The sequence below is a fragment of the Allobosea sp. 05T433 genome, from assembly GCF_056396065.1.
Genome location: NZ_JBFTKS010000027.1, coordinates 1 through 24,481, shown reverse-complemented (window position 1 = coordinate 24,481; position 24,481 = coordinate 1). Strand labels below are relative to the sequence as shown.

At 65.0% G+C, this 24,481-nt stretch carries 29 protein-coding genes; 17 read left to right on the top strand and 12 right to left on the bottom strand.

From position 1 onward, the window contains the following. Positions 1–244 precede the first annotated feature (244 nt). Positions 245–478 carry a type II toxin-antitoxin system Phd/YefM family antitoxin gene (locus AC1DGP_RS27880; RefSeq protein WP_476769268.1) on the top strand — a complete coding sequence of 78 codons (234 nt, stop codon included), beginning with the start codon at positions 245–247 and terminating at the stop codon, positions 476–478. Beyond that, on the top strand, positions 475–861 hold the full coding sequence (locus tag AC1DGP_RS27875; RefSeq protein WP_441507557.1) for a type II toxin-antitoxin system VapC family toxin: 387 nt from the start codon (positions 475–477) through the stop codon (positions 859–861). Before AC1DGP_RS27880 ends, AC1DGP_RS27875 begins: the two co-directional genes overlap by 4 nt. A gap of 341 nt (positions 862–1,202) precedes the next feature. Here AC1DGP_RS27875 and AC1DGP_RS27870 read toward each other — a convergent pair whose 3' ends face one another. Further along, a complete protein-coding gene (locus AC1DGP_RS27870; protein ID WP_476832760.1) occupies positions 1,203–2,189 on the bottom strand; it encodes an aldo/keto reductase in 987 nt (328 codons plus the stop codon). Between the two features lie 236 nt (positions 2,190–2,425). Here AC1DGP_RS27870 and AC1DGP_RS27865 point away from each other — a divergent pair, with 236 nt between their 5' ends. Further along, positions 2,426–3,319 (top strand): LysR family transcriptional regulator, encoded by an 894-nt coding sequence (locus tag AC1DGP_RS27865; RefSeq protein ID WP_441507556.1) that lies wholly within the window; start codon positions 2,426–2,428, stop codon positions 3,317–3,319. Positions 3,320–3,919: 600 nt separating this feature from the next. On the opposite strand, the gene AC1DGP_RS27860 is transcribed toward AC1DGP_RS27865, so the two are convergent. Then, entirely contained in the window at positions 3,920–5,470 is a 1,551-nt protein-coding gene (locus tag AC1DGP_RS27860) for an MFS transporter (protein ID WP_476832749.1), read from the bottom strand. Positions 5,471–5,650: 180 nt separating this feature from the next. Here AC1DGP_RS27860 and AC1DGP_RS27855 point away from each other — a divergent pair, with 180 nt between their 5' ends. Continuing rightward, positions 5,651–6,571, top strand: coding sequence for a LysR family transcriptional regulator (locus tag AC1DGP_RS27855; protein WP_476770760.1), 921 nt, complete (start codon positions 5,651–5,653; stop codon positions 6,569–6,571). Here AC1DGP_RS27855 and AC1DGP_RS27850 read toward each other — a convergent pair. From AC1DGP_RS27850 to AC1DGP_RS27830, 5 genes are all read right to left on the bottom strand, one after another. Next, the gene (locus AC1DGP_RS27850) at positions 6,565–6,942 is read right to left on the bottom strand and encodes a hypothetical protein (protein WP_441507553.1); all 378 of its coding nucleotides are present in this window, start codon (positions 6,940–6,942) and stop codon (positions 6,565–6,567) included. The two genes, AC1DGP_RS27855 and AC1DGP_RS27850, sit on opposite strands and share 7 nt — an antisense overlap. A gap of 138 nt (positions 6,943–7,080) precedes the next feature. After that, complete coding sequence (locus AC1DGP_RS27845; RefSeq protein ID WP_476832748.1) at positions 7,081–7,506, bottom strand: N-acetyltransferase family protein; 426 nt, start codon at positions 7,504–7,506, stop codon at positions 7,081–7,083. Between the two features lie 372 nt (positions 7,507–7,878). Further along, complete coding sequence (locus tag AC1DGP_RS27840; protein WP_476770763.1) at positions 7,879–8,547, bottom strand: hypothetical protein; 669 nt, start codon at positions 8,545–8,547, stop codon at positions 7,879–7,881. Positions 8,548–8,868: 321 nt separating this feature from the next. Continuing rightward, on the bottom strand, positions 8,869–9,087 hold the full coding sequence (locus AC1DGP_RS27835; protein ID WP_441493396.1) for a hypothetical protein: 219 nt from the start codon (positions 9,085–9,087) through the stop codon (positions 8,869–8,871). An 88-nt stretch (positions 9,088–9,175) separates the two neighbouring features. After that, complete coding sequence (locus AC1DGP_RS27830) at positions 9,176–9,763, bottom strand: Chromate resistance protein ChrB (protein WP_441493397.1); 588 nt, start codon at positions 9,761–9,763, stop codon at positions 9,176–9,178. A 133-nt stretch (positions 9,764–9,896) separates the two neighbouring features. On the opposite strand from AC1DGP_RS27830, the gene AC1DGP_RS27825 reads away from it, so the two are divergent. From AC1DGP_RS27825 to AC1DGP_RS27815, 3 genes are all read left to right on the top strand, one after another. Further along, entirely contained in the window at positions 9,897–10,673 is a 777-nt protein-coding gene (locus AC1DGP_RS27825; RefSeq protein WP_476776727.1) for a COG4280 domain-containing protein, read from the top strand. Continuing rightward, positions 10,670–10,876 carry a hypothetical protein gene (locus AC1DGP_RS27820; RefSeq protein WP_476832747.1) on the top strand — a complete coding sequence of 69 codons (207 nt, stop codon included), beginning with the start codon at positions 10,670–10,672 and terminating at the stop codon, positions 10,874–10,876. Before AC1DGP_RS27825 ends, AC1DGP_RS27820 begins: the two co-directional genes overlap by 4 nt. Positions 10,877–11,145: 269 nt before the next feature. Then, entirely contained in the window at positions 11,146–11,520 is a 375-nt protein-coding gene (locus AC1DGP_RS27815) for a hypothetical protein (RefSeq protein WP_476832746.1), read from the top strand. Positions 11,521–11,769: 249 nt separating this feature from the next. Here AC1DGP_RS27815 and AC1DGP_RS27810 read toward each other — a convergent pair whose 3' ends face one another. After that, a complete protein-coding gene (locus AC1DGP_RS27810; protein ID WP_476832745.1) occupies positions 11,770–12,822 on the bottom strand; it encodes a LacI family DNA-binding transcriptional regulator in 1,053 nt (350 codons plus the stop codon). Between the two features lie 148 nt (positions 12,823–12,970). Between AC1DGP_RS27810 and AC1DGP_RS27805 the strand changes: the two genes are divergently transcribed. The 8 genes from AC1DGP_RS27805 (at position 12,971) to AC1DGP_RS27770 (ending at position 18,751) form a co-directional block, all read left to right on the top strand. Next, positions 12,971–14,272, top strand: a complete 1,302-nt coding sequence (locus tag AC1DGP_RS27805) for an ABC transporter substrate-binding protein (protein ID WP_441507547.1) — start codon at positions 12,971–12,973, stop codon at positions 14,270–14,272. A gap of 6 nt (positions 14,273–14,278) precedes the next feature. Next, complete coding sequence (locus tag AC1DGP_RS27800) at positions 14,279–15,229, top strand: carbohydrate ABC transporter permease (RefSeq protein ID WP_476832744.1); 951 nt, start codon at positions 14,279–14,281, stop codon at positions 15,227–15,229. Positions 15,230–15,311: 82 nt separating this feature from the next. Continuing rightward, complete coding sequence (locus tag AC1DGP_RS27795; RefSeq protein ID WP_441493415.1) at positions 15,312–16,085, top strand: carbohydrate ABC transporter permease; 774 nt, start codon at positions 15,312–15,314, stop codon at positions 16,083–16,085. Between the two features lie 7 nt (positions 16,086–16,092). Next, positions 16,093–17,277, top strand: coding sequence for an aminotransferase class V-fold PLP-dependent enzyme (locus AC1DGP_RS27790; protein ID WP_476832743.1), 1,185 nt, complete (start codon positions 16,093–16,095; stop codon positions 17,275–17,277). A 426-nt stretch (positions 17,278–17,703) separates the two neighbouring features. After that, the gene (locus AC1DGP_RS27785) at positions 17,704–17,967 is read left to right on the top strand and encodes a DUF1488 family protein (RefSeq protein WP_441493406.1); all 264 of its coding nucleotides are present in this window, start codon (positions 17,704–17,706) and stop codon (positions 17,965–17,967) included. A 27-nt stretch (positions 17,968–17,994) separates the two neighbouring features. Then, positions 17,995–18,207 carry a hypothetical protein gene (locus AC1DGP_RS27780; RefSeq protein WP_476832742.1) on the top strand — a complete coding sequence of 71 codons (213 nt, stop codon included), beginning with the start codon at positions 17,995–17,997 and terminating at the stop codon, positions 18,205–18,207. A gap of 13 nt (positions 18,208–18,220) precedes the next feature. Continuing rightward, complete coding sequence (locus AC1DGP_RS27775) at positions 18,221–18,451, top strand: hypothetical protein (RefSeq protein WP_476825116.1); 231 nt, start codon at positions 18,221–18,223, stop codon at positions 18,449–18,451. Positions 18,452–18,487: 36 nt separating this feature from the next. Beyond that, positions 18,488–18,751: a hypothetical protein gene (locus AC1DGP_RS27770; RefSeq protein WP_476825115.1), complete on the top strand. Its 264-nt coding sequence runs from the start codon at positions 18,488–18,490 to the stop codon at positions 18,749–18,751. 28 nt (positions 18,752–18,779) lie between these two features. On the opposite strand, the gene AC1DGP_RS27765 is transcribed toward AC1DGP_RS27770, so the two are convergent. Then, complete coding sequence (locus AC1DGP_RS27765; RefSeq protein ID WP_476832741.1) at positions 18,780–19,676, bottom strand: DMT family transporter; 897 nt, start codon at positions 19,674–19,676, stop codon at positions 18,780–18,782. 166 nt (positions 19,677–19,842) lie between these two features. Here AC1DGP_RS27765 and AC1DGP_RS27760 point away from each other — a divergent pair, with 166 nt between their 5' ends. Beyond that, positions 19,843–20,304: an Lrp/AsnC ligand binding domain-containing protein gene (locus AC1DGP_RS27760; protein WP_441493416.1), complete on the top strand. Its 462-nt coding sequence runs from the start codon at positions 19,843–19,845 to the stop codon at positions 20,302–20,304. A gap of 344 nt (positions 20,305–20,648) precedes the next feature. Further along, entirely contained in the window at positions 20,649–21,575 is a 927-nt protein-coding gene (locus tag AC1DGP_RS27755; protein ID WP_441507543.1) for an alpha/beta hydrolase, read from the top strand. Positions 21,576–21,660: 85 nt separating this feature from the next. On the opposite strand, the gene AC1DGP_RS27750 is transcribed toward AC1DGP_RS27755, so the two are convergent. From AC1DGP_RS27750 to AC1DGP_RS27740, 3 genes are all read right to left on the bottom strand, one after another. Continuing rightward, on the bottom strand, positions 21,661–22,716 hold the full coding sequence (locus tag AC1DGP_RS27750) for a cupin domain-containing protein (RefSeq protein ID WP_441507542.1): 1,056 nt from the start codon (positions 22,714–22,716) through the stop codon (positions 21,661–21,663). Next, positions 22,716–23,876: a four-carbon acid sugar kinase family protein gene (locus tag AC1DGP_RS27745; RefSeq protein ID WP_476832740.1), complete on the bottom strand. Its 1,161-nt coding sequence runs from the start codon at positions 23,874–23,876 to the stop codon at positions 22,716–22,718. Before AC1DGP_RS27745 ends, AC1DGP_RS27750 begins: the two co-directional genes overlap by 1 nt. A 387-nt stretch (positions 23,877–24,263) precedes the next feature. After that, the coding region (locus AC1DGP_RS27740; protein WP_476832739.1) for a hypothetical protein at positions 24,264–24,481 on the bottom strand (218 nt) is incomplete at its 5' end.

Here is a 24,481-nt window from a genome sequence, read left to right as displayed (position 1 = left end):
CCATGCCAACTATGCTTCAGCGAGCCCGCAAGTTCCAGAGGCAGGCTTGCGCATTACGCCGCGTGCGTCGCCATGCGACGAAGGCACGAGACGGTGGGATCATTGGACTGGCCTTTCAGCCTTGCCTCTCGGAACATTGTGCACGCTGAGAGCCGCGTGCACCGGAGGCTGAAGCAGCCCGGAAAACGGCAGCGCTCTTGCTCAGTGCAGGCCCTTAGCTATATTTTTAGCTAAGGAGATGCTCATGGCCCAGTTCTCGGTTCACGAGGCCAAGACCAACCTGTCCAAACTGATCGCTGACGCCCTGGAGGGTGCAGATGTGGTCATTGCCCGTGGCAACGTGCCTGTGGTGCGCCTGGTGCCGGTCAGACCACGCGGCAAGCGGCGCTTTGGGGTACTCAAGGGAAAGATCGCCGTCGATGCGCGCTTCGACGAGCCGCTGCCCGAGAATGAACTCGGCGGCTGGAATCTCACGTGAGGCTGCTGCTCGATACCCATGCTCTGATCTGGTGGCTGGCAGGTGACGAGGCGCTGAGCCCCCGTGCCCGAGAGGCTATTGGGGACGAGGGCAACAGCATCGCCGTCAGCGCCGCCTCGGCCATGGAGGTCGCCACCAAGTTCCGCATTGGCAAGTGCCCCCGCGCGGCGCTGCTCGCGCAGGACTTCGAGGCGATCATCGCAGATCAGGGCTTTGCCGAGCTGGCGGTCACCGTCCACCACGCGCTGCGGGCCGGCGAGATGAACATTGCGCACAAGGATCCGTTCGACCGCCTCCTCATTGCCCAGGCTCAATCCGAGGACATGGTGCTGATTTCGAACGAAGCATTGTTCGACAGCTTCGCAATCAAACGCCTTTGGTAGCGGGTTAGCAGACATGCCCGGGGTCGGGGGTGGGGCGTTCCGGAACTGGTGGCGGCCCGCCAGCAACGTCTGAGACGGGAGGCGAGCCGAAGTTGGCGCCTTGTCCGAAACCGGTCATAGGGCTCCAGACAATGATGCGCTCCCAATCTCGATGCTGAGGGCGCGTTTTCACAACCTCAAGCCAAACGAAAAATGGGCCGCCCCCGGCAGCCCGTTTCCGTATAAAGTCGAGGAGGCTCAGCCCTTGTCGACGACTTTCTTCACGGCGTCCCTACGCTGCCAAGCGCCTGCTGGGCTTCGCCCTTGCGGCCCCTGGACGGCGCCCCCCAAGGCAGGAACGACTACACCGAATAGTCGATCGAGAGCATGTGGTCCTTGCCCATGCGGTCGCCATAGACCGGGAACTTGGTCAGAGACGTGTCGATCGCATGAACGTCGGCGGTGCTGAGCTGCACGCGGCCCGCCCCCAGATTTTCCAGCAGATGGGTTTTGCTGCGCGTGCCCGGGATCGGGACGATATTCGGGCTCTTCGCCATAAGCCAGGCGAGCGCGATTTGTGACGGCGTCGCGCCCTTCTTGGCTGCGTAGTCCTTCAGCCACTCGATGATCGGCATGTTGAGGGGCATGAACTCCTTCGAGAACCGTGGGAAGCCCGCACGGAAGTCCGTCTTCTCGTCGTACGTCGTGCTCGGATCGTACTTGCCGGTCAGGAAGCCCATCGCCACGGGCGACCACGGCACAAGGCCGATACCCAGCTCGTTGCAGGTGTCGAGGATGCCGTTCAGCTCTACGTTGCGGGTCCACATCGAATATTCGTTCTGAACAGCCGTGACCGGCTGCACGGCATGCGCGCGGCGGATGGTTTTCGCGCTTGGCTCCGAAAGGCCGAAGCCCAACACCTTGCCCTGCTTGATGAGGTCCTGCACGGCGCCGGCGACGTCCTCGATCGGCACCGCGGGATCGACGCGGTGCTGGTAGTACAGATCGATGTGATCGGTCCGAAGACGCTTCAGGGACTCCTCGACAACGCGCTTGATGCGCTCCGGCCGGCTATCGAGCGCAACGGTCCCATTGATTGCGAAGCCGAATTTGGTCGCGATCTTGACCTTGTCCCGGAACGGCTGGAGCGCCTCGCCGACGAGCTCCTCATTGATGTAGGGGCCGTACACCTCAGCCGTGTCGAAAAATGTCACGCCATTCTCGAACGCTGTGCGGATGGTCTTGATGCCTTGGTCCTTGGGGACGGGCCCGTTGTAATTGCCGCTCTGGTTCATGCAGCCGAAGCCAAGCTCCGAGACTTCCAAATTGGCGAGCTTGCGGGTCTTCATCGTGATCATCCTTGGGGGCTGGACCGTCTGAGCACTGGCATTCGACCAGGTGGCGATCTGTGCGGCAGCGGCTCCGGCGAGGAAGGTGCGGCGGCTGAGAGGGGTGTATTCGGCCATTGGTCGTCCTCTGGCTTGCGGGGCGGCATCAGCCGCCGTGTCGATGGCCATACGTAGCCCAGGCGGCGCCTTTCGATTAGGCTGCACACTTCGCTTGGGTCTATCGAAGATGTGCATCAATGAAGCGCGATGAACTGAACGACCTTGCGGCTTTCCTGGCCGTGGCGGAGGCGGGAAGCTTCACGCGAGCGGCGGCCAAGCTCGACATGTCGCAGTCGGCCCTGAGCCACGCCATCCAGCAGTTGGAAGAGAGGTTGGGCATCCGGTTGCTGGCGCGAACGACGCGCAGCGTCTCGCCGACGGAAGCCGGGCGGCGCCTGATGCGGACGTTGAAGCCCGCGTTGACGGACATTTATGCCGAGATCGCGGGCTTGAGCGAACTGCGCGACAAGCCCGCCGGAACGCTGCGCATCACCACGGTGAAGCATGCGGCCGTATCGGTTCTTTTGCCGAAGCTCCGCACTTTCATGGCCGAGCATCCCGATATTGCGATCGAAATATCGGCAGACGAGGCCTTGATGGACATCGTCGCCGGGAATTTTGATGCTGGCGTGCGTCTGGGAGAGCGGCTTGAGAACGACATGATCGCGGTCCGGATTGGACCCGAGATGCGCTCGGCGATCGTTGGATCGCCAGCCTACTTCGCAAGACACCCTGTCCCGGTCTCGCCGCACGATCTGACGCAGCACAACTGCATCAACTACCGCCAGACGGGCTCCGGTGGCCTTTATGCCTGGGAATTCGAGAAGGACGGGCAGGAGCTGTCCGTGCGCGTGGCGGGCTCGCTTGTGTTCAGCGATGCCGACCTCATTCTACAGGCAGCGCTCGACGGACATGGGCTGGCCACGACCTTTGAAACGCAAGCCGAGGGCCACGTCGCTTCCGGCCGACTCATGCGTGTCCTGAAGGATTGGTGCGCGCCCTATCCAGGGTTCTTCCTCTACTATCCAAGCCGGCGACAAACACCGCCTGCCATGGCAGCTCTAATCGAAGCGCTGCGCTATCGCACTTGAGTTCGTCCAACTGAGCCTTCCGACTGCCGTTGGCAGCGTCACGAAAGGGAGCCAGCGGGCCCCGCCGTCTATCGTTGAGCGGATCTGCCGCAAAGCGGACGTCCCGGACGTCGACAATGGGTTCGATTTCGGAAGTGGCGGCGGCCCGCCAGCAACGTCTGAGATGGGAGGGAGGCTGCCATCGACGATCAGAGAAGCGGCTCGCCGTCCTTTGGAAGCCGTAGCGGGAGCTGGCGCACCGTCATAGTGCACACGACCATGTTGGCCGTTCCGACGCTGAGGGTAGGCTTGGCGATCCGCTCACGTTCGGCGGCCGTGTTGTCGATCTCGTGGCATGCAGGCAGGCATCGCACGCTGTGCCCTCGAACGGCAGGGACACGCGCTCTGCCCGGTTTATTGCATCGGCCCGAAAAGTGGATTGCGGCTTTCGGGGCAAAACCGATGCAAACACATAGGGTTAGATCATCGGACCGGATACGATTTCCGGTCCGATGATCTGGCGCCGCTACCGGATGAGCGACCTCGCTGCCGGCTGGATCCCGACATGCCTTGACGCCCATGCCCCGCCGCCGATGCCTGACCTCGACCGGGTGAGCCCGATCAGGCTTCCGAGGTGCGCAGACGCTCTTCTGCCTCCGCCGCCGGCTCGGCCCTTTGCTCCGTGCCGCGCCCGAGGAAGGCGAAGACGACGATCGCGGTGACGACCGTGATGGCGCAGAGCATCACGAGCAATGTCGCGAAGGCGTCGCCATAGCTCTGGACGAGCGCGGTCCGGCTCATCTGCGGCAAGGCGGCCACGGCGCTCGCGATGTCGCCGGTGACGAGCCGTTGGGCGGCCGGACCCGCATGCGCTGCGGTCGCGCCAGCCGCAAGATGGCCGGCCGTCAGGGCAGACAATACGGCGCTGACCACGGCGAGCGCCACGCCTTCGCCGGCCACGCGCGTGGTGCTGAAGATGCCGGTCGCCATGCCGGCGCGCTCCTTGGGCACGACGCTGACTGCAAGCCCGTCCATCAGCCCCCAGGGCAGGCTGATGCCGATGCCGATCAGCGCCATCGGCAAGGCGATGCCCATCGTCTCGCCGCCGAGCGGAACGCGGCTCAGCCAGAACAGGCCGGCCGCGCAGATCAGCAAGCCTGCGCCGCAGATCGTCGCCGGCGCGAACCAGCGCGTCAGCAGGCCAGCCGCGATCGGCAGGACCAGCAGCGGCGCAGACAGTGCGATCATCAGCCGGCCGGCGGCGATCTCGCTCAGGCCCTCGATACCGATGAAGCGCACGGGCAGCAGGATCAGCAGCACGACGAAGGCATAGGCCGGCGCGGCGGCCAGCAACTGCACCCCGACGAACCGCGGGTAGCGGAACAGGGTGAGGTCGAGCATCGGCCGAGCGACACGGCCCTCGATCACGACGAAGGCGATGAAGAGCAGGACGGAGCCCGCCAGCAGGCTCATCACGGTGGGCTCGGACCAGCCGCGCTCCGGCGCCAGCAGGACACCATAGGTGAAGAGCGCCAGGGCCAGCGTGAAGCTGGCGGCGCCGGGCCAGTCGAGCCCGGTGGCGTCGGGATCGCGCGATTCCTGCAGGACGCGCGCGCCCAGCGCCAAAGCGAGCACCGCCAGTACGATCACGAGCCCAAAAATGCTGCGCCAGCCGAAAGCGTCGATCATCAGGCCCGAAGCGATCGGCCCGAAGGCAAGGCCGACGCCGAAGCTCGTGCCGACGATGCTGAAGGCGCGGATGCGCGACGCGCCATCGAATTCCTGTGCGAGCGCCGCCATGCCGCCGGAAAAGGCGGCTGCCGCCGCGACGCCCTGGGCCGCGCGGCCCAGATCGAACCACAGGATATCGGGTGCAACGGCCAGCGCCATGGAGAGCACCGCGAACGCGCCGACGCCGATGAGGAAGACGCGCTTGCGGCCATAGGCATCGGCCAGTCCGCCCGCTGCCATCAGGCTCGATCCGAAGGTCAGCATGAAGGCGTTGGTGACCCAGTTGAGCGCGATCGGGCTGCCGCCCAAAGCCTTGCCGATGGCAGGAAGCGCCACGGCCGGCCCGGTAAAGGTCAGCGGCATCGCGGCCGCGGCGAGGCAGACGGAGAGGAGCACGAGCGCCTGCTCGGCCGTGCGCGGCCGCGTGGTGGTTTGCGTCATGGATTGAATGCCCTGTTCGATGGCGGCGGAGCTGCGACCCAGCCGGGGCTCGCCTTTCCCGGGAAAGCTCGCCTTTCCCGAGAAACAGGATAATCTCGATGGAATACCTGCCAAGGCGCCGCACATTCCGATCTTGGCGGAATTAAACGCTCGAATGCTCGTGTCTCGGGAGAGCCAGGAATGGATTCGCTGAGCGGCCTGATGGCCTTTGTCCGGACCGCCGATCTCGGCAGCTTCGTCATGGCCGGGCGCGTGCTCGGACTGTCTGCGTCGGCGGTCGGCAAGGCCGTGACCAGGCTCGAACAGCAGCTCGGCATCCGGCTGTTCCAGCGCTCCACCCGCAGCCTGCGGCTGACCGAGGAGGGGCGGGCCTTCCACGAGCGCTGCCGGCGCATCCTCGACGATCTCGACGATGCCCGCGCCATGCTCGCCCGCACGATGGACGTGCCGCGCGGGCGCCTGCGCGTCAGCACGCCGATCGTCAGCTACCACCTGCTATTGCCGGTCCTGCCGGAGTTCATGGCGCGCTATCCCGAGATCGAGGTCGATCTCGATTTCAACGACCGCCTCGTCGATCTGATCGACGAGGGCGTCGATGTCGCGATCCGCAGCGGCGAACTCCCGGATTCGCGCCTGATGGCGCGGACCCTGCGCCCATTCCAGATGCTGCTCTGCGCCGCACCGTCCTATCTGGAACGCCACGGCAAGCCGGAATGCCCGCGCGACCTCGACGGGCATCTCGGCATCCGCTTCCGCTATCCCAACAGCGGCAAGATCCAGGCCTGGCCGCTGACGCTCGTGGCCGGCGAGGCGGAACTGCGCACGCGCACGGTCCTGACCTGCAACAATATGGAGGCGCTGCGCGGCGCCACGGTCGCCGGTCTCGGTATCGGCTGCATGCCGGATTTCCTGGTGCGCGATCCGCTCGGGAAGGGCGAGCTGCTCACCCTGCTCGATGACCGGATCGATGCTCCCGGCCATTTCAGCCTGATCTGGCCCTCCAACCGCAACCTCTCGCCGAAGGTCCGGGTCTTCGTCGATTTTATCGGGGAGCGCCTGTTTTCAACCCGCTGCGAGGCGTTTCCCCAGCCCTCTCAGTGAGGCGATGGCCGCTTGTCCAGCAAGGCGCGAAGCCCGCGCACGGTGGTCTCGTCGAAGTTGATATCGATATCGACGCCGGAGCGGGTTTTCGTCCTCAGGATCAAGGTTCCATCATCGGCCATCACGAAACTGGTCTGTTCGGCGAGCACGGCGTTGACGACGTCGGCATTCGACGGGGAGCCGCGCATCTCGGCGGCGTGCATGGCTGCCGCTTCGAACCGCGACAGGAAATCACCCTCGAGCAGCCGCGGAATGTGAAGGATGAAGCGGCGTCCATTGCTGTCCGTCAGATCGAGGCAGCTGGTCTGCCCGCTCGTGGAGGCGCCGTGGCCATTGACCTGGCTCAAGAGGATCGTGGCGGGCTCTGTCATTCCCTGCATTCCCTGGATTTGCTGATCTCAGGGGCCTCCTTAGCCGTTTCACGTCGAAGTCGGAACTCGGGGCGAGCCGGCCCTCGTCGATGTCGGGGCGGTTCGGCCTGGCGCCCGGTCTGATTGCGGGGGGGTGCGCTAGGGATCGAGCCGATAGACCTTGCAGATGACACCCTCTTGCGTGCGGTAGGTCCGAAAGCCCATCGCCTCGTAATAGGCCAGGCCCATCGCGTTGCCCTYGCCGATGGTCGCATCGATATTCTGCAGGCCAAAGGCTCTGGCGGCTTGCACTGTGGCTTGAAACAGCGCCGAGCCGACGCCTTGGCGAGCGGCGTGGGGGCTGACATGGGTTCCGATGATCCCCCAGCCTTCGGCTACCCCGTAGGGATTGTCGGCCGAGGTATGGCGCAGAGACTGGAACCCGAGAATCCGCCCCAGTTCGCCCTCCGCAACCGAGCATTCGATGCGCTGCTCCTGCTCGATATAGTGAGCCAGGACCCATTGGGGATCACCAGCGCTCTTGCGCAGGCCCGCAGTGAAGATCTCGTCCAGGGCGCTGCTCATACCTTGCGCATCAGCGGATGTGGCCGGTCTGACTTTCATGCTGACCTTACTCTCGTGGGGCGTGCGGGACTGTATTGGACGATCGGCCGTCAAGGCAAAGTCGGAACCCTGCCGAGGTCTTCACCCGTGACGTCACGGTGTTCTGAACGGGAAGCTAAAGACGGCCAGACACGACCTTGCCGTCGTCACGTTTCGCCGCCACGGTCCTGCGGATCAGACAAGTGTCCGCAGATACCGGTGCGCGAGGGCAAGGATCGCCCCCTTGGATCATCGGACCGGAAATCATATCCGCTCCCATGATCTAACCCTTTGTGTTTGCGTCGGCTTTGCCCCGAAAACCGCAATCCACTTTTCGGGCCGAAGCTTTAAGCCCTATGGACGTTTCCAGATCGCGAGGTCGCCCACCGTCCGGAACCCGGCCTCCAGTGCGGCTGCCAGTGCGTCGCCGCTCTCGTAGCCCACGAGGTCGCGACCGGGGACCGTCATTGTCGTGGCGCTGATCACCTCCGAGGTGTCGCCGAAGACGTTGCTGAGACCGGCCACGGCGCCCGTCTCCGTGACGATGCACCCGGCCACGATCGCGCCATCCGCCCGCCCGGCCAGCATCCTGATCCCGGGCGACGTCAGGAATGCCGGCAGGAAAAGCGGCGGCTCGCCTGCACGTCCACTCCAGGCCGCCTCCCATGCGCCCAACTCCTCGGCGACCATGATCGGGCGCCAGCTGAGCCGCGTTCGTCCCGCGGCCAGGCCGGCGGGCCGATGAATCCAGCGAGCATCGAACAGCGGCTCGAAGCCGAGACCGTCCAGCGCGAGCGCCCGGTAACTGTCCTTGACGAAGAAGGCCTCAGACGCCCGCGCTGTCCGTTTTGCGATGGCGTGCAGCTGAACCTGAGGATCGATTTTTGGGTCGACCGTGACGAGATGGGGGTAGAAGCGCGGCGGCGTTCCCGAGCACGCGGCGCAACCGTCGACACGCTCCACGCCAAGGCCGTGCGCGCGCCACATGGCGGTGCACAGCGCGGCGTTGTCGAGCGCCGCCATGCGATGAAACTCCGAAACCACCATGCTGTCTGCCTGCGTCCGACGGCAGGATCGGATCGCTCCTGCAGATTAGCCATGCCGTAACAGGACAGGGCCTGGCTTTCCATCCAGCTCGAACGTGGTCGGGAGCGTCTGGTCTGTCCCGTGCGGGTCCGCCATAGGCTGCCGGGGGCCGGGCCGACGCTCCTGGAACGGCCGCGAGCCGCGGACACCATCCACCAGATCATCGGACCGGATATCGTATCCGGTTCGATGATCTAAGCCTTTGTGTTTGCATAGGCTTTGCCCCGAAAACCGCAATCCACTTTTCGGGCCGATGCTTTAGAACAGCCGCTCGCTCATCTCACGCAGCTTTTCGGCCTCGGAGCGGAATGTTCGATATTCATGGCGTCCGGTAACGGGGTGGCGCCGATGCCAGAGCGTCTCCAGCCAGAACGGCCCGGTGTCGTCGCTCGGGAAGACGGGCCGCCACGCATACCATCCGCTCCAGAGGCAGTCTGAAGCTGGGATCGGGCCGGCATGGCGCGGGGCGGCCGTCATGATGCTTCTCCGCTAGAGAGTTGGTGAAAATGGAATCCCCTGCAATGCCTTATCGCCTTGTCTTCACGTGATTTCGTACGCCGGACCGCTACGCAGTTTTGCTGGAATTGCTCTGCTCCTTCGACGCCTCGGGAGACATGTTCTCCTCCTGCGCCGAAAAGACATTATGCGCGTAAGCGTCGAGAATAGCTTCCGACTTGATCAGGCGGCCTGCCGCCTCTTCGGCGCGATCGGCCTTGTAGAAATCGAGCTTCTGGATCTTGGCGATCCAGGTCTTGAACTTGGTCAGTTCCTGCTCGTTCTCCTCGAGCTCCGCGAAGGTGAAGTGCTTGACGCGGGTCTCTTCTGCAATCTCCTCCTCGAAGGCGATGCACTTCTCGATGAACTCCTTGTACTCGTCGTCGCGGTCGGCATTGAACCGGGCGATGATCTTGTCCTGCTGCTTCTGGTCGAGGCCGACCGTCGCCAGCAGCAGCGCTTCGCCCTCGGCCTCGGCGATCTCGTTCTCCAGCATCTTTAGGCGCCGCAGATGGTCATCGGTCTTGGGCAGCACGCAGACGCCGCCCTGCAGATAGACCGCGCCCATCCCCTTGAGCTTGCGCCAGATCGAGACCCGCTTCCGCGCCGGCTCGGCGGGGACCTTGTAGGTCAGCAGCAACCATTCCAATGCAGACATCGAACCTCTCGGAACCTATTGAATGTTACGGTCGTTACAATCATACTGAACGGAATATCGCGTATCTATCATACCACGGTCGCGCACGAAGATCTCATCCTGCTGCGCGGCCTGCGAAACGAAAGCGACAGCCATGATCTCATGGGCAACAGCCGCCCCCGCCATTTCCGCGACGTTCCTCGCCTCGCTCGTCGAGGTGGTCGAAGCCTTCACCATCGTGCTTGCGGTCGCAACGGTGCAGGGCTGGCGACCGGCCCTGACGGGGACAGTGGCAGGGCTCGGGGTTCTCGGCCTTCTCGTCCTGGCGCTCGGGCCCGTGATCGACCGCATCCCGCTCCAGGGGCTTCAACTCGTCATCGGCGTGCTGTTGCTGCTCTTCGGCCTGCGCTGGCTGCGCAAGGCGATCCTTCGGGCCGCGGGCATCATCGCCTTGCATGACGAGGAGCTCGCCTTCGCCAGGGAGACGGCGAGCCTGACCGAGGCAGCGCGCCGGGACGCGACGCAGCGCAACTGGATCGCGGGTCTCGCCGCCTTCAAGGCGGTGGTGCTGGAGGGCGTCGAGGTCGTGTTCATCGTCATCGCCGTCGGCGCCGGGCGCGGGCTGCTCTGGCCGGCGGCGCTGGGGGCGGTCGCGGCCTGCCTCCTTGTCCTGATCATCGGTTTCGCCGTTCACAAGCCGCTGTCGCGCGTGCCCGAGAACACCCTCAAATTCGGCGTCGGCGTGATGCTGTCGGCCTTCGGCGTCTACTGGACCGGGGAGGGGCTCGGCGTCGCCTGGCCCGGGCATGATCTGGCGATCCCGGCTCTTGCCGCCGTGTTCCTGGCGGTCGGGCTCAGCCTGGTCCCGGTCGCCCGTCGTCCCCGGACAATCGAGCCCCAGAAAATCGAACCCCAGGAGATGACCCGATGAACCTGCTGCGTCTGATATTTCGCGAACTCGTCGCCCTGTTCGTCGATGACGAGAAGCTGGCGCTGGCCATCCTGGCCGTGGTCGGGGCGTGCGGGCTGCTTGTCCGCTACCAGCAGGGCGCCTCCATCACGGTCGGCTTGTTGCTGCTCTTCGGCTGCATCGGCGTCCTGTTCGCCAGCGTCGTCCAGGGCGCGAGCCGCTAGCTCGACCAGTATCGGGTGCAGGACGCTGGTAGACGCGCGCATCTCGAATAGTGGATCCCGGCAGCGGACATGAACGCCTTCAACGACGCCATCGTCGGCAAGATCGAGATCATTCGGGAGTACCGCTAAGGGTTGGCTTTGCCCGTGATGGTGTTCAGCGCGATCGTCCCTGCCGTGGCCAGTAATCAAATCGCCTTTGATCTCCGGCGGCAATCGCGGGCGTATTCGCGGCGCATTTCCTTCAATTGCTCCCGATCGAGCCGAGACGTGTGTCCTGGCTTGGTAGCCTTGCGGGCTTCCTCGCGACACGCCTCGCGAGCGCTATCGCCGCTCTGCCTGGCTTGCGTCGGCAATGCGAAGACAGCCAAAACTGCGACGGAAAGCGCAAGGTGGAAATGCATGTCAGGCTCCTTTTGCGGAGGCAAAATTCGCTGCAGTTGACGCTATTGGAGATTGGCGCGGCCTCTGGTTGGCTGAGCACTAAAAGTGCGCCAGCAGTCACGGGAAGCAAAAGTAAGCAATTCACATTGAACGGCGTCAAGGGGCAGCAGCTCCTCCTTCGTCAGGCGCCGCATCATGTCGGCCGTGTCGGCATAGTGGACGCCATCGCGGATGCGACCTTCGAACTGATCCCCGTCGCGTAGCGCCACGAAAAGCTGAAAATCCTCTTCCTTGCCGTCGGCGACATCTGCGAACTCGTCACCCCTGCAGAATGCCGAAACCTCTTCAGCCCCGCCGGATATGCGTCCAATTGATCGTCCGGCGCTCCAGGGCAGGCGGGCGAAGCCCGAAGGGCTCCATCGCGACGGTCGCACAGGATGCCCGCGCTGGATCCGATGGTGGGGCCGGCGCCCGGGAACAAGCCGCCTCGCGCTCGATCTGCGCTCCCCGGGCTAGCCGCGTCCGTTCGGCTTGCGCGGCATGGCTGGCGCGGTCGACTGCCTGACGATCAGCTCCGGCGGGAAGATCCGGCTTTGGACGGGCTGCGCTTGTCCCATCGCATCGAGGAGGCAGTCGATCGCCGCATGCGCCATTGCCGAGAGTGGCTGCCTGACGCTGGTCATCGGCGGGTTCATCAGCCGGGCCAGGAACAGGTCGTCGATGCCGACCAGCGAGATGTCGTCGGGAATCGCCAGGCCCTGTTCGCGCAAGCCCGCCGCGAGGCCGATCGCCAGCAGGTCGTTCATCGCGATCACGCCGGTCGGGCGCTGCTGCAGTCTTGCGATGGCGAGGCCGGCATCGATCCCGAGCTCCGCGATCATGTCGTCGCCATACTCGTTCGGCGGCAGCGAAATCTCATGGACAGACCCGTCCAGGCCATGTCGCTGCGCGGCCGTCCTGAAGCCGTTCAGACGCGCCGCACGCGCTGCCGTTTGAAGCGGTCCCGTGACATAGGCGATATGCCGATGTCCCAGGCCCACGAGATGATCCACCGCGAGCGTCGTGGCCAGCGCGTTGTCCGTCGACACGACGGTAATGCCCTGAGCTGCCGACAAGGCGGCATTGCCCTCGAAAGCGACGATGGCGAGCCCCTTGGCGGCAAGGCCGGAGAGATGCCGGGGGTTCAGCAGGGACGAACCGGTGATGATGCCGCGAACGCCGAAAGCCGCCAGTTCCTCGGCAAACTCGGTCTCCCGGTGCGGGTCCCGGTACGTGTTGCAAAGGATCACCTGATGCCCCCGCGCCTGGGCGGCATGCTGGATGGCGGTGGCGATTTCGCCGAAGAACGGGTTTGCGACCGAGGGCACCAGAAGCCCGATCACGGCCGAGTGCCCGGTCTTCAGCTGACGCGCGGCCGAACTCGGCTTGTATCCGAGTTCCGCGACGGCGCTGCGGATGCGCTCAAGCGTGGCGGGGGTCATCTTCGCATGGCGATCGTTCAGGAAATTCGAGACACTTGAAGCCGAGACGCCGGCTATCCGCGCCACATCGAGAATGGTCGCCACCCCTTGGTTTCTCCCCTTTTTGGTGTTGGTGCATCGTTGCACCGATGCTGGAACCGTGCAACAAATCGCGACAACAACTGTGCGGCCCTCTCGTGGACGAACGAGAATCAAGGGCCGAAGCAGGGTAGCAAGGGAGAGCGAAATGGGCATGAAGGCATCACGGCGTGATGTGTTGCGTTTCGGGGCGCTGATCGCGTCGCCGGCCATTCTGAAGCTGACTGGCGCAGGCGCGCTGTCCTCGCCGGCCGCTGCCGCGGAGCCGGGCCGCCTGCGTATCGCCTGGTGGGGCGGAACCGACCGGGCGCGCCGGACGCAGGCCGCGATCGATGCCTTCAAGCTCGGGCGTTCCGGGCTCGAGATTGCCCCTGAGACCGTGGGTTGGGATGCCTATTGGACCAAGCTGGCAACCCAGGTCGCCGGCGGCAATGCGCCCGACATCATTCAGATGGACTACCGCTACCTGCCTGAATATGCGCGTCGCGGCGCGCTGCGGGCGCTCGACGATCTCGTCCCTTCGGTCATCGACCCCAGCGACTATGTCCCCTCGGTGCTCGAGGCCGGCAAGATCGACGGCAAGCTCTATGGCATCCCCATGGGCATGAACAGCGACGTCCTGCTCTATGACAAGACAATGCTGGAGAAGCTCGGCCTTGCCGCGCCAAACCCGGAGATGAGCTGGGCGGAATTCGCGACGCTCGGCGAGAACATCACCAAGAAGGCGAACCGGCGCGGCTATTTCGGTTCGGCCGATCCCAGCGTGATGGAGCCCGAGCTCGAATACTGGGTGCTGACGCGCGGCCGCACGCTCTATGACAAGGACGGTCGTCTTGGCTTCACCCGCGACGATGCCGAGACATGGCTGGCGCTCTGTGCCGAGATGCGGGGCAGGGGCGCCATCGTTCCCGCCGATCTCGCCGCGACCGACAAGATCACCATCGACAGCGACCTGCTGACGACGGGCCGCGCCGCGATCACCTTCACCAACAGCAACCAGATCGTCGGCTACCAGGCTGTCAGCAAGAGCAAGGTCGGGATGGCGTTCCATCCCAAGGGTGAGAAGCCGGGCGAGTATCTCAAGCCCTCGATGATGCTCTGCGTCTCGGCGACTGCGGCCGATCCCAAGACCGCTGCAGCCCTGATCGACTTCATGGTGCTGAAGCCCGAAGGCGCCAAGCTGCTCGGCGTCGAGCGCGGCGTCTCGCCCTCGGAGAAGATCCGCGCCCTGCTGGCGCCGGAGCTCGACGAGGGCGGTCAGATGCAGGTCGAGCATCTCTCGCAGCTAAGCAAGCGCGGACCGGCACCGCTCCCTCCGGCGCCGCCGAAGGGCGCGGCCGAAGTCACCTCCCTGATCCGCCAGGCGGCCGAGAAGGTCGGCTTCAAGCAGCTCACGCCGCAACAGGCCGCCGAGCAACTGGTCTCCGAGGCCGAGCGCATCCTCTCGAAAGCCTGATCATCCATGGCTCACAGTGCCAGTCTCGCCGCCTCCACGCCGGGCCGTGTCGCCCGGCGTCGCTGGGACGGCGTCAGGAATGCCTTGCCCGGCTATCTCTTCCTCACGCCGTGGCTCGCGGGCTTCGTGCTGTTCACGCTCGGCTCGACTCTCGTCTCGCTCTATCTGTCCTTCACCGACTTCGACCTGCTGCGCGCACCGCAATGGGTTGGAGCGGCGAATTATCAGCGGATGTTCTCGTCCGACCCGAAATTCTGGGCGTCGGTCAGCGTGACATTGACCTATGTCGTGCTGTCGGTGCCGCTGAAGCTCGCCTTCGCGCTGGCCGTCGCGATGGTCCTCGATCGTGGCATCAGGGGCCTCAGCATCTATCGCGCGATCTTCTATCTGCCGTCCCTGCTCGGGGGCAGCGTCGCGGTCGCGATCCTGTGGAAGCAGGTCTTCGGCTATGAGGGCCTCGTCAACGAATTCCTCTGGTTCGCCTTCGGCATCAACGGGCCGAGCTGGATCTCGAATCCGGCAACCTCGCTCTATACGCTGGTCCTGCTCAGCGTCTGGCAGTTCGGCTCGCCGATGATCATCTTCCTCGCAGGCTTGCGCCAGATTCCGCGTGATCTCTACGAGGCAGCCAGCATCGACGGCGCGACGCGGCGTCAGCAGCTCACCCGCATCACCTTGCCGCTGCTCGCGCCGGTGATCTTCTTCAACCTGGTCCTGCAGACGATCGAGGCGTTCAAGGCGTTCACGCCGGCCTTCATCATCAGCGGCGGCACCGGTGGCCCGGTCGACTCGACGCTGTTCTACACCCTCTATCTCTATCAGCAGGGTTTTGCCTATTTCCGCATGGGCTATGCCTCGGCCCTGGCCTGGGTCCTGTTGCTGACGATCGCCGCCTTCACGGCGCTCACCTTCTTCTCGCAACGCTTCTGGGTCTATTATGAAGACGAACAGCGCTGACGGCCGCCTCGCGCCGGAGGCGATCGACCGGTCGTGGCGGGCGCTCCCCAAGCATATTGCGCTCTCGCTCGCCTCGCTGGCGATGCTCTATCCCTTGCTCTGGATGCTGAGCAGTTCCTTCAAGCCGGAAGACGAGATCTTCAGCGATCTCTCGCTCTGGCCGAAGGCGGTCACCTTGGCCAGCTATGTCGAGGGTTGGTACGGTCTCGGCATCAATTTCGGCCGGTTCTTCCTGAATTCGCTGATCGTCTCGGGGCTGGCCGTCATCGGCAACCTGGCGGCCTGTTCGCTCGCCGCTTTCGCCTTCGCGCGGCTTGAGTTTCCGCTGCGGAAATTCTGGTTCGCGGCGATGCTGGGCACGCTGATGCTGCCCTATCACGTCACCCTGATCCCGCAATATGTGCTGTTCCAGAAGCTCGGCTGGCTGAACACGTTCTGGCCGCTGGTCGTGCCGAAATTCATGGCGGTCGACGCCTTCTTCATCTTCCTGATGGTGCAGTTCTTCCGCGGCATCCCAAGGGAACTCGACGAGGCGGCCGTCATCGACGGCTGCGGACCCTGGCGGATCTACTGGAGCATCATGCTGCCCTTGTCGAAGCCGGTCCTGGCGGCAGCCGCGATCTTCTCCTTCATCTGGACCTGGGACGATTTCTTCGGGCCGCTGCTCTATCTCACCGATGTCGCCAATTACACGGTGCCGCTGGCGCTGCGCGGCTTCGTCGATGCGACGAGCCGCTCGTCCTGGGGGCCGCTCTTCGCCATGTCGGTGCTCAGCCTCGTCCCGGTCTTCGCCGCCTTCCTGATGTTCCAGCGCCATATCATCGAGGGTATCGCGGCCTCCGGCCTGAAACGGTGAGGAAGCGATGAAAGCGACCGCCACCTCCGTCCCGCCCAAGCCTGTCCAGCTCGGATCCTCGATCCGCGGGGAATGGTCGCTCGACTGGAGCAAGCTGACGGTCAATCACGGTGCCTATGGCGCCACGCCCAAAACCGTTCTGGCCGCCCAGGACGCGTGGCGCCGGGAGATGGAGAGCCAGCCTTCGCTCTTCATGCGCTCGGTCCTGCCTCCGGCCCTGCGGCTGGCCGCGGACGCGCTGGCGGATTTCCTCGGTGCGAAGGGCGAGGACCTCGTCTTCGTCGACAACGCCACGAGCGGCTGCAACGCCGTCCTGCGCTCGCTGGATTTCGCGCCGGGTGACGAGATCCTGATCCTGAGCCACGCCTATGGCGCGGTTCGCAACACGGTCGCCTACCTCGCCGAGCGCAGCGGAGCCCGCATCGTGGAAGCGCCGATTGCGTTTCCGCAGCCTAGCGCCGCGCAGATCGTCGCGGCTGTCGCGGCCGCCATCACGCCACGCACCCGCATCGCGGTGCTCGACCATATCACCTCGTCCAGCGCGCTCCTGCTGCCGATGGCGGAGCTGATTGCGGCCTGTCACGCGGCGGGCGTACCGGTGCTTGTCGATGGAGCCCATGCGCCCGGCCAGATCGCGCTCGATCTCCAGGGCCTCGATGCCGACTGGTATGTCGGCAATTGCCACAAATGGCTGATGGCCCCGAAAGGCTGCGCCTTCCTGTGGACCAGGCCGGACCATCAGGCAGCGATCCATCCGCTGACGATCTCGCATGGTTTCGGTGGCGGCTATCTCGCCGAGTTCGACTGGACGGGCACGCGCGACCCCAGCGCCTTTCTGGCCGTGACGGCCGCGCTCGCCTTTCATCAGGATCTCGGCGGTGCCGCCCTGCGGGCGCGCAATGCCGATCTCGCGGGGCGTGGCGGTGAGATCCTCGCAACAGCGCTCGGTACCGAAGCCGGCTCCGGGCCGGAGCTCGCGCGGGCGATGAGGCTGGTGCGCCTTCCCGTGCGCTTTGAGGCGAGTGCGGAAGCGGCCTTGGCGATCCGGCGGCGCTTCGAAGCCAGGGGCTGCGATGCACCGGTCTCCGCTCTCGCCGGTGGGCTGTGGCTGCGGCTCTCGGCCCAGGCCTATAACGAGGAGGCCGATTACGAGCGGCTTGCCGTGCTCGTGCGCGCCGCACTCGCCGAGTGAAGGAGCAGGCGTGGGGGTATTGGCCTCCACGAGGCGAAAAGGCGGGGCAAGCGGCTCTTGCTTGGGCCGCCTTCAATCCCGTCCCGATTCAGGCGGCCCGCTCGGTGAGGGCAGGGGGATGCGCGGCTCCGGGCCCGGATTATTCTTGCGCCAACCTTACAAAACGTGCTGCGGTTCCCCATGTGCAAAACACGGTCGCCGAGAACGAGCCGCTTTGCGGTTGATCTGTTCCGGCGTGGCCGCATGTGAGAAAATGGCTGGCTTGTCCCTGCAAAGCGAGACCCGTCGCGGCGCCCCTGCGCGTCGCGGGCGGCTGAACGGCCACATTCCTGACCTCCGAAGCCGCACGGTATCCGGGCATTCCAGTTCCCCTGCGGATGGCGCCGCGGGCCGCTTTGCGCCGACGCGACCGGGAGGACACTGGCAATGAGTCTCAACTTTCCCAATCCGATCCGACGCTTCGATGCAGGGCGCTCCTGTGTCAGCTTCTGGGGTTCCGACGCAGCGCTGGAGGTCACCTTCCAGGTCGATTTCGCGGCCTTGCACAAGCTCAGCCCGAGTGCGGGCGATGTCGAGGCTGCGGTTCTCGCCGTCTTCGACCAGAACCGTGACACGATTTACCAGGCTGCCCGCTCCGCCTATTCCCGGCATCGCGGCGGCTATCACCGGCTGACGGCGGAGAGCTTTTGACGCCCCCGCCCCAAGGACAATGAAGACATGACCACGACAGCCTACAAGGCAGGGGACCTCCTCAGCCTCACCAACGACATGATCAACCAGCCGCGGCCAGGTCCGTTCGAGGTTCTGCGCGTCATGCCCTCCCGCGACAACGCCGAGGAGCAGTATCGCGTGCGCGGGCCCGATGGCCGCGAGCGCGTGATCGGGCATCACGAGATCGTCGCGAATGGCGGCGCCGCCACCAAGATCTAGGAGGGGGAAACCAATGACCGATCGTTCAAAGCTCATTGCCAATGCCGATAATGCGTTCCTGAGGACGCAGACCCAGTCATCGGTGCGCAACCGGATCCTCTCCGAGGAGGAGAGCGCCATCCAGGCCCGCGAGGCCAAGACCGCGAGGCTGAAGGCTGAGCGGTTGGCCAAGGAGGCGCTGGACCGCGAACTCCTCGCAGCCGAGCCGCCGAAGCCGAAGAAGCGCCGGCCTGCCTCCGCTTGAACGGACGGTCGGCATCCCGATCAGAGCGAGTGCTTCGTGGACATCACCGTCACCCAGAGCTCCGATGACACCGTCTGGCTGCTGAGCGACCTGCTCGGCCGGCCGATGGGCGAAATCACCGAAAACCCCGCGGGCGAGTTCCGGCTTGTCACCGCGGGCCAGGCGCAGGAGACGATGAAGGCCATGAAGCATGGTCCGTTTCCGAGCCTCGATGCGGCGCTGGCCGAGATCGAGCGCTTCACGCGCAGCGCCTGCCGCCGGGTCTCGGTGAAAACCGGGAATGGCGAAGTCCCGGCATAAGGCAGCAAGCTCCGGCGCCGACCCCGGGCTAGGCTCTCCGCAGTATCGGGAAGACCATTCCACATGTGATGAGAGCGATTGCTGCGAGCTGGGGCGGCGTCGGGGTTTCCCCGAGCACCACCATCCCGGCCAGAACCGTCGTCACCGGAATGCAGGGCATGAACAGCGAAGCCGGTTGCGGGCCGAGCTGGCGAACCACATAGGTGTAGAGAACGATCGCAGCCGCACCGGCCAGGAAGCCCTGGATCACGAGTTGCGTGGCGATTTCGGCAAGCGGGGCGGCCGCTAACCCGCTCGGCGCCAGGGCGTGCAGCAGGGGCAGCGGCAGGCAGGAGAGCAGGACGACGGCGATCGTCGCCGTCACCGCATCGACCGACCAGCGCCGGGCCAGCACCGCATAGGCCGAGAACATGATCCCCGATCCGGCAAAGAGCAGATCGCCGCGCCAGGTGTCGCCGGCACTGAGCCCTGCATGGAAAACGAAGAGCAGCAGCCCGGCGATGATCGCGCCGATGCCGATCAGCCGCGCGCCGGACACCGTCTCCCTGAGCGCGATGCGCGAAAGCACCAAGGAGAAGAAGACGATGGAGGCGGGAGAGAGCGCGGCGGCATGGGCGGCCGGCGCCTGGGTCAGCCCCTGATTGATGAGCAGCGGGTAGGGCAGCCCCGCCAACAGCGCCAGCAGCCCGGCTTTCCGCCAGCCCAGCGCCTTCAGCCGTCTGGTGCCGGTCCGCCATAGCACCGGCAGGAAGACGAGACCTGCACCGAGAAAGCGCAGGCCCACGATATCGGCCGCGGTCAGATGCTCGCGCAGGCTGAAGCGGGCGGCGACGAACTGGAGGGTGGTGATCGCAACGAAGGCCGCACCGGCCAGGATCGCCAGCCCTTTGCTGCCGGCACCGTCTCCGAACATCGCATTGCGCAAGCGGGCCTCCGTGACGGCGCGGCCGGTCCGGCGGGCCTGGGCCGCCGACAGCACCGGACTGCAGCAATCACAGCCTATTGCCGGCGTAGGTGCGGATGAATATGCTCATTCCATGAGTTTGGCGTGAGATTCACTCTATCTGTGGTCATCAAGCGTGAAACATGAAATCGCCGATCTCGACGCGATCGACCGCAACTTGCTGCGGCTGCTGCAGGAGGACGGCCGCCGCACCACGCTCGAGCTGGCGAACCGGGTCGGCCTGTCCCCGACCGGGACCAGCCAGCGCGTCAAGCGCCTGTTCCGGGAGGGCTATGTCAGGGCCGTCAGGGCGATCCTCGATCCGCAGAAGGTCGGCCGGGGCACCGTGGTCTTCATCCAGGTCCGCCTCGACCACACGGCTCCGCATATCTTCGAGCGGTTTGCCCAGGCGATCTCGCAGGCATCCGAAGTTCTGGAATGCCACATGGTCATCGGCGGCTTCGACTATCTCGTGAAAGCGCGAATTGCCGACATGTCCCTGTTCCAGGACTTTCTGGAACGGGTGATCCTGCCTCTGCCCGGTGTCAGGGAAACCCATACCTACGCATCGGTGTCTGATGTGAAGCCCGACGCCTTGTTGCCGATCTGAGGTGGCGGAGCGAAGCGTTTAGGTGGCGATTTCAGATTGGTCTTCCGCAGCGATGTCCGGCTTGGTCCTGATCTGCCAGGCACGGGCTATTGCAGGCGACCGCCTGATAAACCGTCAGCTTGGGAAACGAGATCGAAGGGGCAAGGTCGACCCGTTGCGGATTCTGCTCATCTGACCCTGACGTAGCTGAAACAGTCCTGCGGCGGGAACTCGATTCATGTTTTCTTAAATGCGAATCCAATCGCGAGAATCCGAGCCTCATTGTTGCGCGAGCGCGCCACTAACAGTCGGCCAACCTCATAACCCCATGAGCTGAGACCGGTGGTCGCCGGCGGAGACTTCACGTGCAACGACGTTTTCAAAATGCCCTGCTGATTGCCCTTATCGCCGGCTTCGGCGTCTCCAGCGGCGCGATGCACGCCCGGGCCCAATCGACTCCAAAGGTGCAGCCTGGCGAGGGGCGCCCATACGAGATCGCCGGCAGCGAGGTATGGGACGTGCCCGATCCGGTCTCCGGCCGCGACTACCAAGTCTTCGTCGCTTTGCCGCCGTCCTACGCGAAGCAGCCGCAGCGGCGCTACCCCGTGCTTTATGTTACCGACGCCGACTACGCTTTCCCGATCATCCGGCAGATAGGGCGCCGCCTGAACGTCGAGGGGCCCAAGATTGAGGAATTCATCCTTGTCGGCCTGTCTTATGGGAAGGGCGAGGACGGCATGGTCAGCCGCCAGCGTGACTATACTCCGACATCGAACGGTCCAAGCACCGCACCAGCCAACGCCATCCATGGTCAGGCGCGCGCCTATCAGGGATATCTGCGCGATCAGGCAAAGCCATTCATCACCGCTCGCTACCGGGCCGACCCTGCCAGAGCAATCTTTCTCGGCCACTCCTACGGCGCTCTGCTTGGGGCACAGATCCTTTTCACCGAGCCCGGCCTATTCAACGGCTATATCCTCGGCAGCCCGTCTCTCTGGTACGACAAGCGGCATGCCTTGAAGCTCGAAGCGGGCTACGCCACGCGGAATCAGGACCTGGCGGCGAATGTCTATCTTTATGTAGGCGCCTACGAGGCCCAGCAGAAAGGCGATCGGCGCTACAACCAGACGGTAGACATGGTCGCCGACAACCGGGCTCTGGAGACGGCGTTGCTGAGCCGAAAGTATCCGAGCTTGAAGCTGAAATCAGCGGTCCTGAACGACGAGGATCACCTCACCGTCGCGCCGCGCGGCTTCACGCAGGGCCTGAAGTACCTGCTGCCGGTGCGCTGACCAATCGCAGGGAGCTCCAGGTCGGAGACTGTATCGGCTGCGGGTGCTTACGCGCGCCCGGCCGGGAATGGGCTGACGGCGCGCATCAGGTGTGGAAGGCCCCTGCGTCGCCCAGGCCGTCCTCCGCGATGCCGGCGCCTGCGGTCGCGCCCAGCTCGAGCAGCACCACCTCGCAGGCGCCCTCGGGGGCTGCGGGGCAGCGTTCGACGCCATGCGGCACGACGATGAACTCACCCTCCTCGATGAGCTCGTCGCGGTCACGGAACCGCATCAGCAGCCGACCCCTGTGGACGAAGAAGACCTCGTCCTCATGCCTCTGGAAATGCCAGGCCGCTTCGCCTTCGAACCTGGCGAGCTTGATCTGCATGTTGTTGACGCGCGCGGCGATATGGGGCGGCCAGGTGTCGGAAAACCGGCCGAACGCAAATCTCAGGTTCTCCTTGTGGAATGGCGAAATGTGCCGGTTGAGGGTTGCGACGTCGCGAATGATCCTGGCGAGCTGGTGGGGCACGTCCTTGCCCTCGGCCGGGTATTTCCCGTCGAGCGCGGCCGTGCCGATCGTGAAGCCGGCGGCTCCGGCCTGCTTCAGCGCGGCGATCCGTTCCGGCGTGTCGATGGAGCCGGCGACATAGACGGGTTTGGAGACCGCGGCGCAGACGGCCTGGATCAGGGCCGGCACGTTCTCCCGCGAGCGATAGGCCAGCAGATCGAGCCCGTGCACGCCGTCGCGCGCCGCCAGCGTCCGCGCGCTGGCGACGACCTCGTCGATGCTGCCTTCCAGGACGCTTGGATGGCCCATGATCCGCCCCGGGAACGGACAGTACTGGATCGTGGTGCCGGCAATGATAGGCAGCACGTCATCGACTCTGGTCCCGCCGAGCAGGACGTCGATGCCGATTTCGACCGCAGCCTTGGCCGAGGCGATTTCGCTGTCGCGGTCGAGCGAGACGACCTCGAGATAGGATGTCGCGCCGCCCTCCCTGATGGCTCTGTTGAGCGCCTTCAACTGGTCGAGCGGCAGGCCGATATCCTTGAAGCCGATATGCCGGACCCCAAGATGCAGGGCGGTTTGCAACTGCTCCGACGCGTCGTCCACGGTGCGGTCGTTGCGCGTCAGCATGAAGATGAAGCGAAGTCCCATCAGGACACCTTTTGCGTTTTGTTCGACCCGGTTTGCGCGGAACCGAGCCGCCTTGCATCGGCGAACGCGGTCTCCAGGCCGGCGGGATCGGCGATGCCCTGGCCAGAGAGAGGCGCCCCGTGGCGCAGCCGCGTGACCGCGCGAAGCAAGGTGTCATCCCCGCCAAAACCCCCGGCCTTCATGGCGAGAAGCAGCGCGCGCCCGTCATCGAGCCGGGCACGGCCAAGCGGAAAACCTGGCTCGAGCTCGTGGAGGATCTCGAATTCCCGAACGTCCAGAAGGTCGAGGATCGCCTCCATGGTGTCCCCGCCCGTGGCGATCAACGCGTCGAAGGCCTCGGCCCGAAGCCTGTCCGCCGCAGCCCTTGCAATCTCCCGCAGAAGCGGCGCCGGGTCGTCTTCGCGCTTTGCGGGGCTGCGCAGCAGGGTGACCCCGCTCACCCCCTCGACCCGATCGGCCTGGCCGTGACTGCGCGGGTTCGCGCTGCCGATGACGATGAGAATATCGCCAGGCCCGCCGCCGACCGCTGCTGCAGGAGCCCCCGTCGCAGTCGGGGCCAGGCGCCGCGCCAGCGCCGCCGCCATCCCCGGGGAGCCCACCCACAGCGTGGCTTCCGGTTCGGGCAAGGCCGCAACCTGCGCGTCCAGCTCGTCCTGTGTCGTGGCGTCGAGCAGCACCACACTCCCGATGGAGGGCGGGACCAGGTCGGCGACCACCGAATGGCGGGCCGGATGCACCGGATCGCGGCCATAGGCGGTCTCCGACACGGGGATACCGTCCACGCATTGAACGCCGCCGACAGTGGTGCGCCCGGCCGCGGGAAAGGCCGGGGCGAAGACGAGCTGCCTACGCCCGCTGGCCCGGAACGCCGCGTCCAGCTCGGCCCTGACATGTCCGCGCAGCGTCGAGTCGACCGTCTTGTAGAGGATGTCGCGCGAGGCGAGCTGCGCGGTGAGACGCGAGACCCGCTCCGCGACCTCAGCCTCGGGAGCCGAGCGCGAGCCACTGTCCACGGCGATGACGTCGCTCTCTTGCCGGGGCAACCGACCCCGTCCGACCCACGCGCCATGGCCCCGCATGACGAAGGGGCCAGCCCCGTCCGCTGCACTGGTCAGGTCGTCGGCGAGAACCCCGATCGTCGTATTCCCATCGCTGCTCATCTCTCGATCATGCCGCCTCCACGCKACAAGAAAAGCGCTAGTTTCTGCTGTCAGGGGCGCGTTGGGGGCCGGGCGGTCTACTGAGCGAACCCCGCTCGCCGCCGCCATGCTCGCTCTGGGTGCTGCTGGCGCGCCATTGGCGGCTCGAACCCGGAGCTCGATGCGGCCGCCTGACCACGTCAGCGCCTCCAGGAACTCTGCCGGTACGATCCAACCAGACCAAGGTCGGTGGTCTCGGCCCCAATGGACCACGGACCAGAGGCACCTGATAGGCACGCGCTGGTCCCGAAAATGCGGTGACCTTGTCCTCTAACCGCCTATACGATGGAAGAGTTAATTTGCCCCTAATATTCACCGACGTTCTTCAATTGGGGGTCTGTTATGGCTTCAAGCTTTGTTGTCAACCTCGCCGATCTGAACAAGATTCTTGAGCAAATTAAGGTTGCAGAGCGTAACGTTGCGGGTGAAAGTCTTGTCGATATTATCGGTCAAGATGCATCCTTGCTGCCAATCGGCCTTAGAACGGTCGATGGCAGTAACAATCATCTCCTTCCAGGTCAGAGCCAGGCTGGCGCTGCGGACGGAATCTTCCCGCGGCTGCTGAC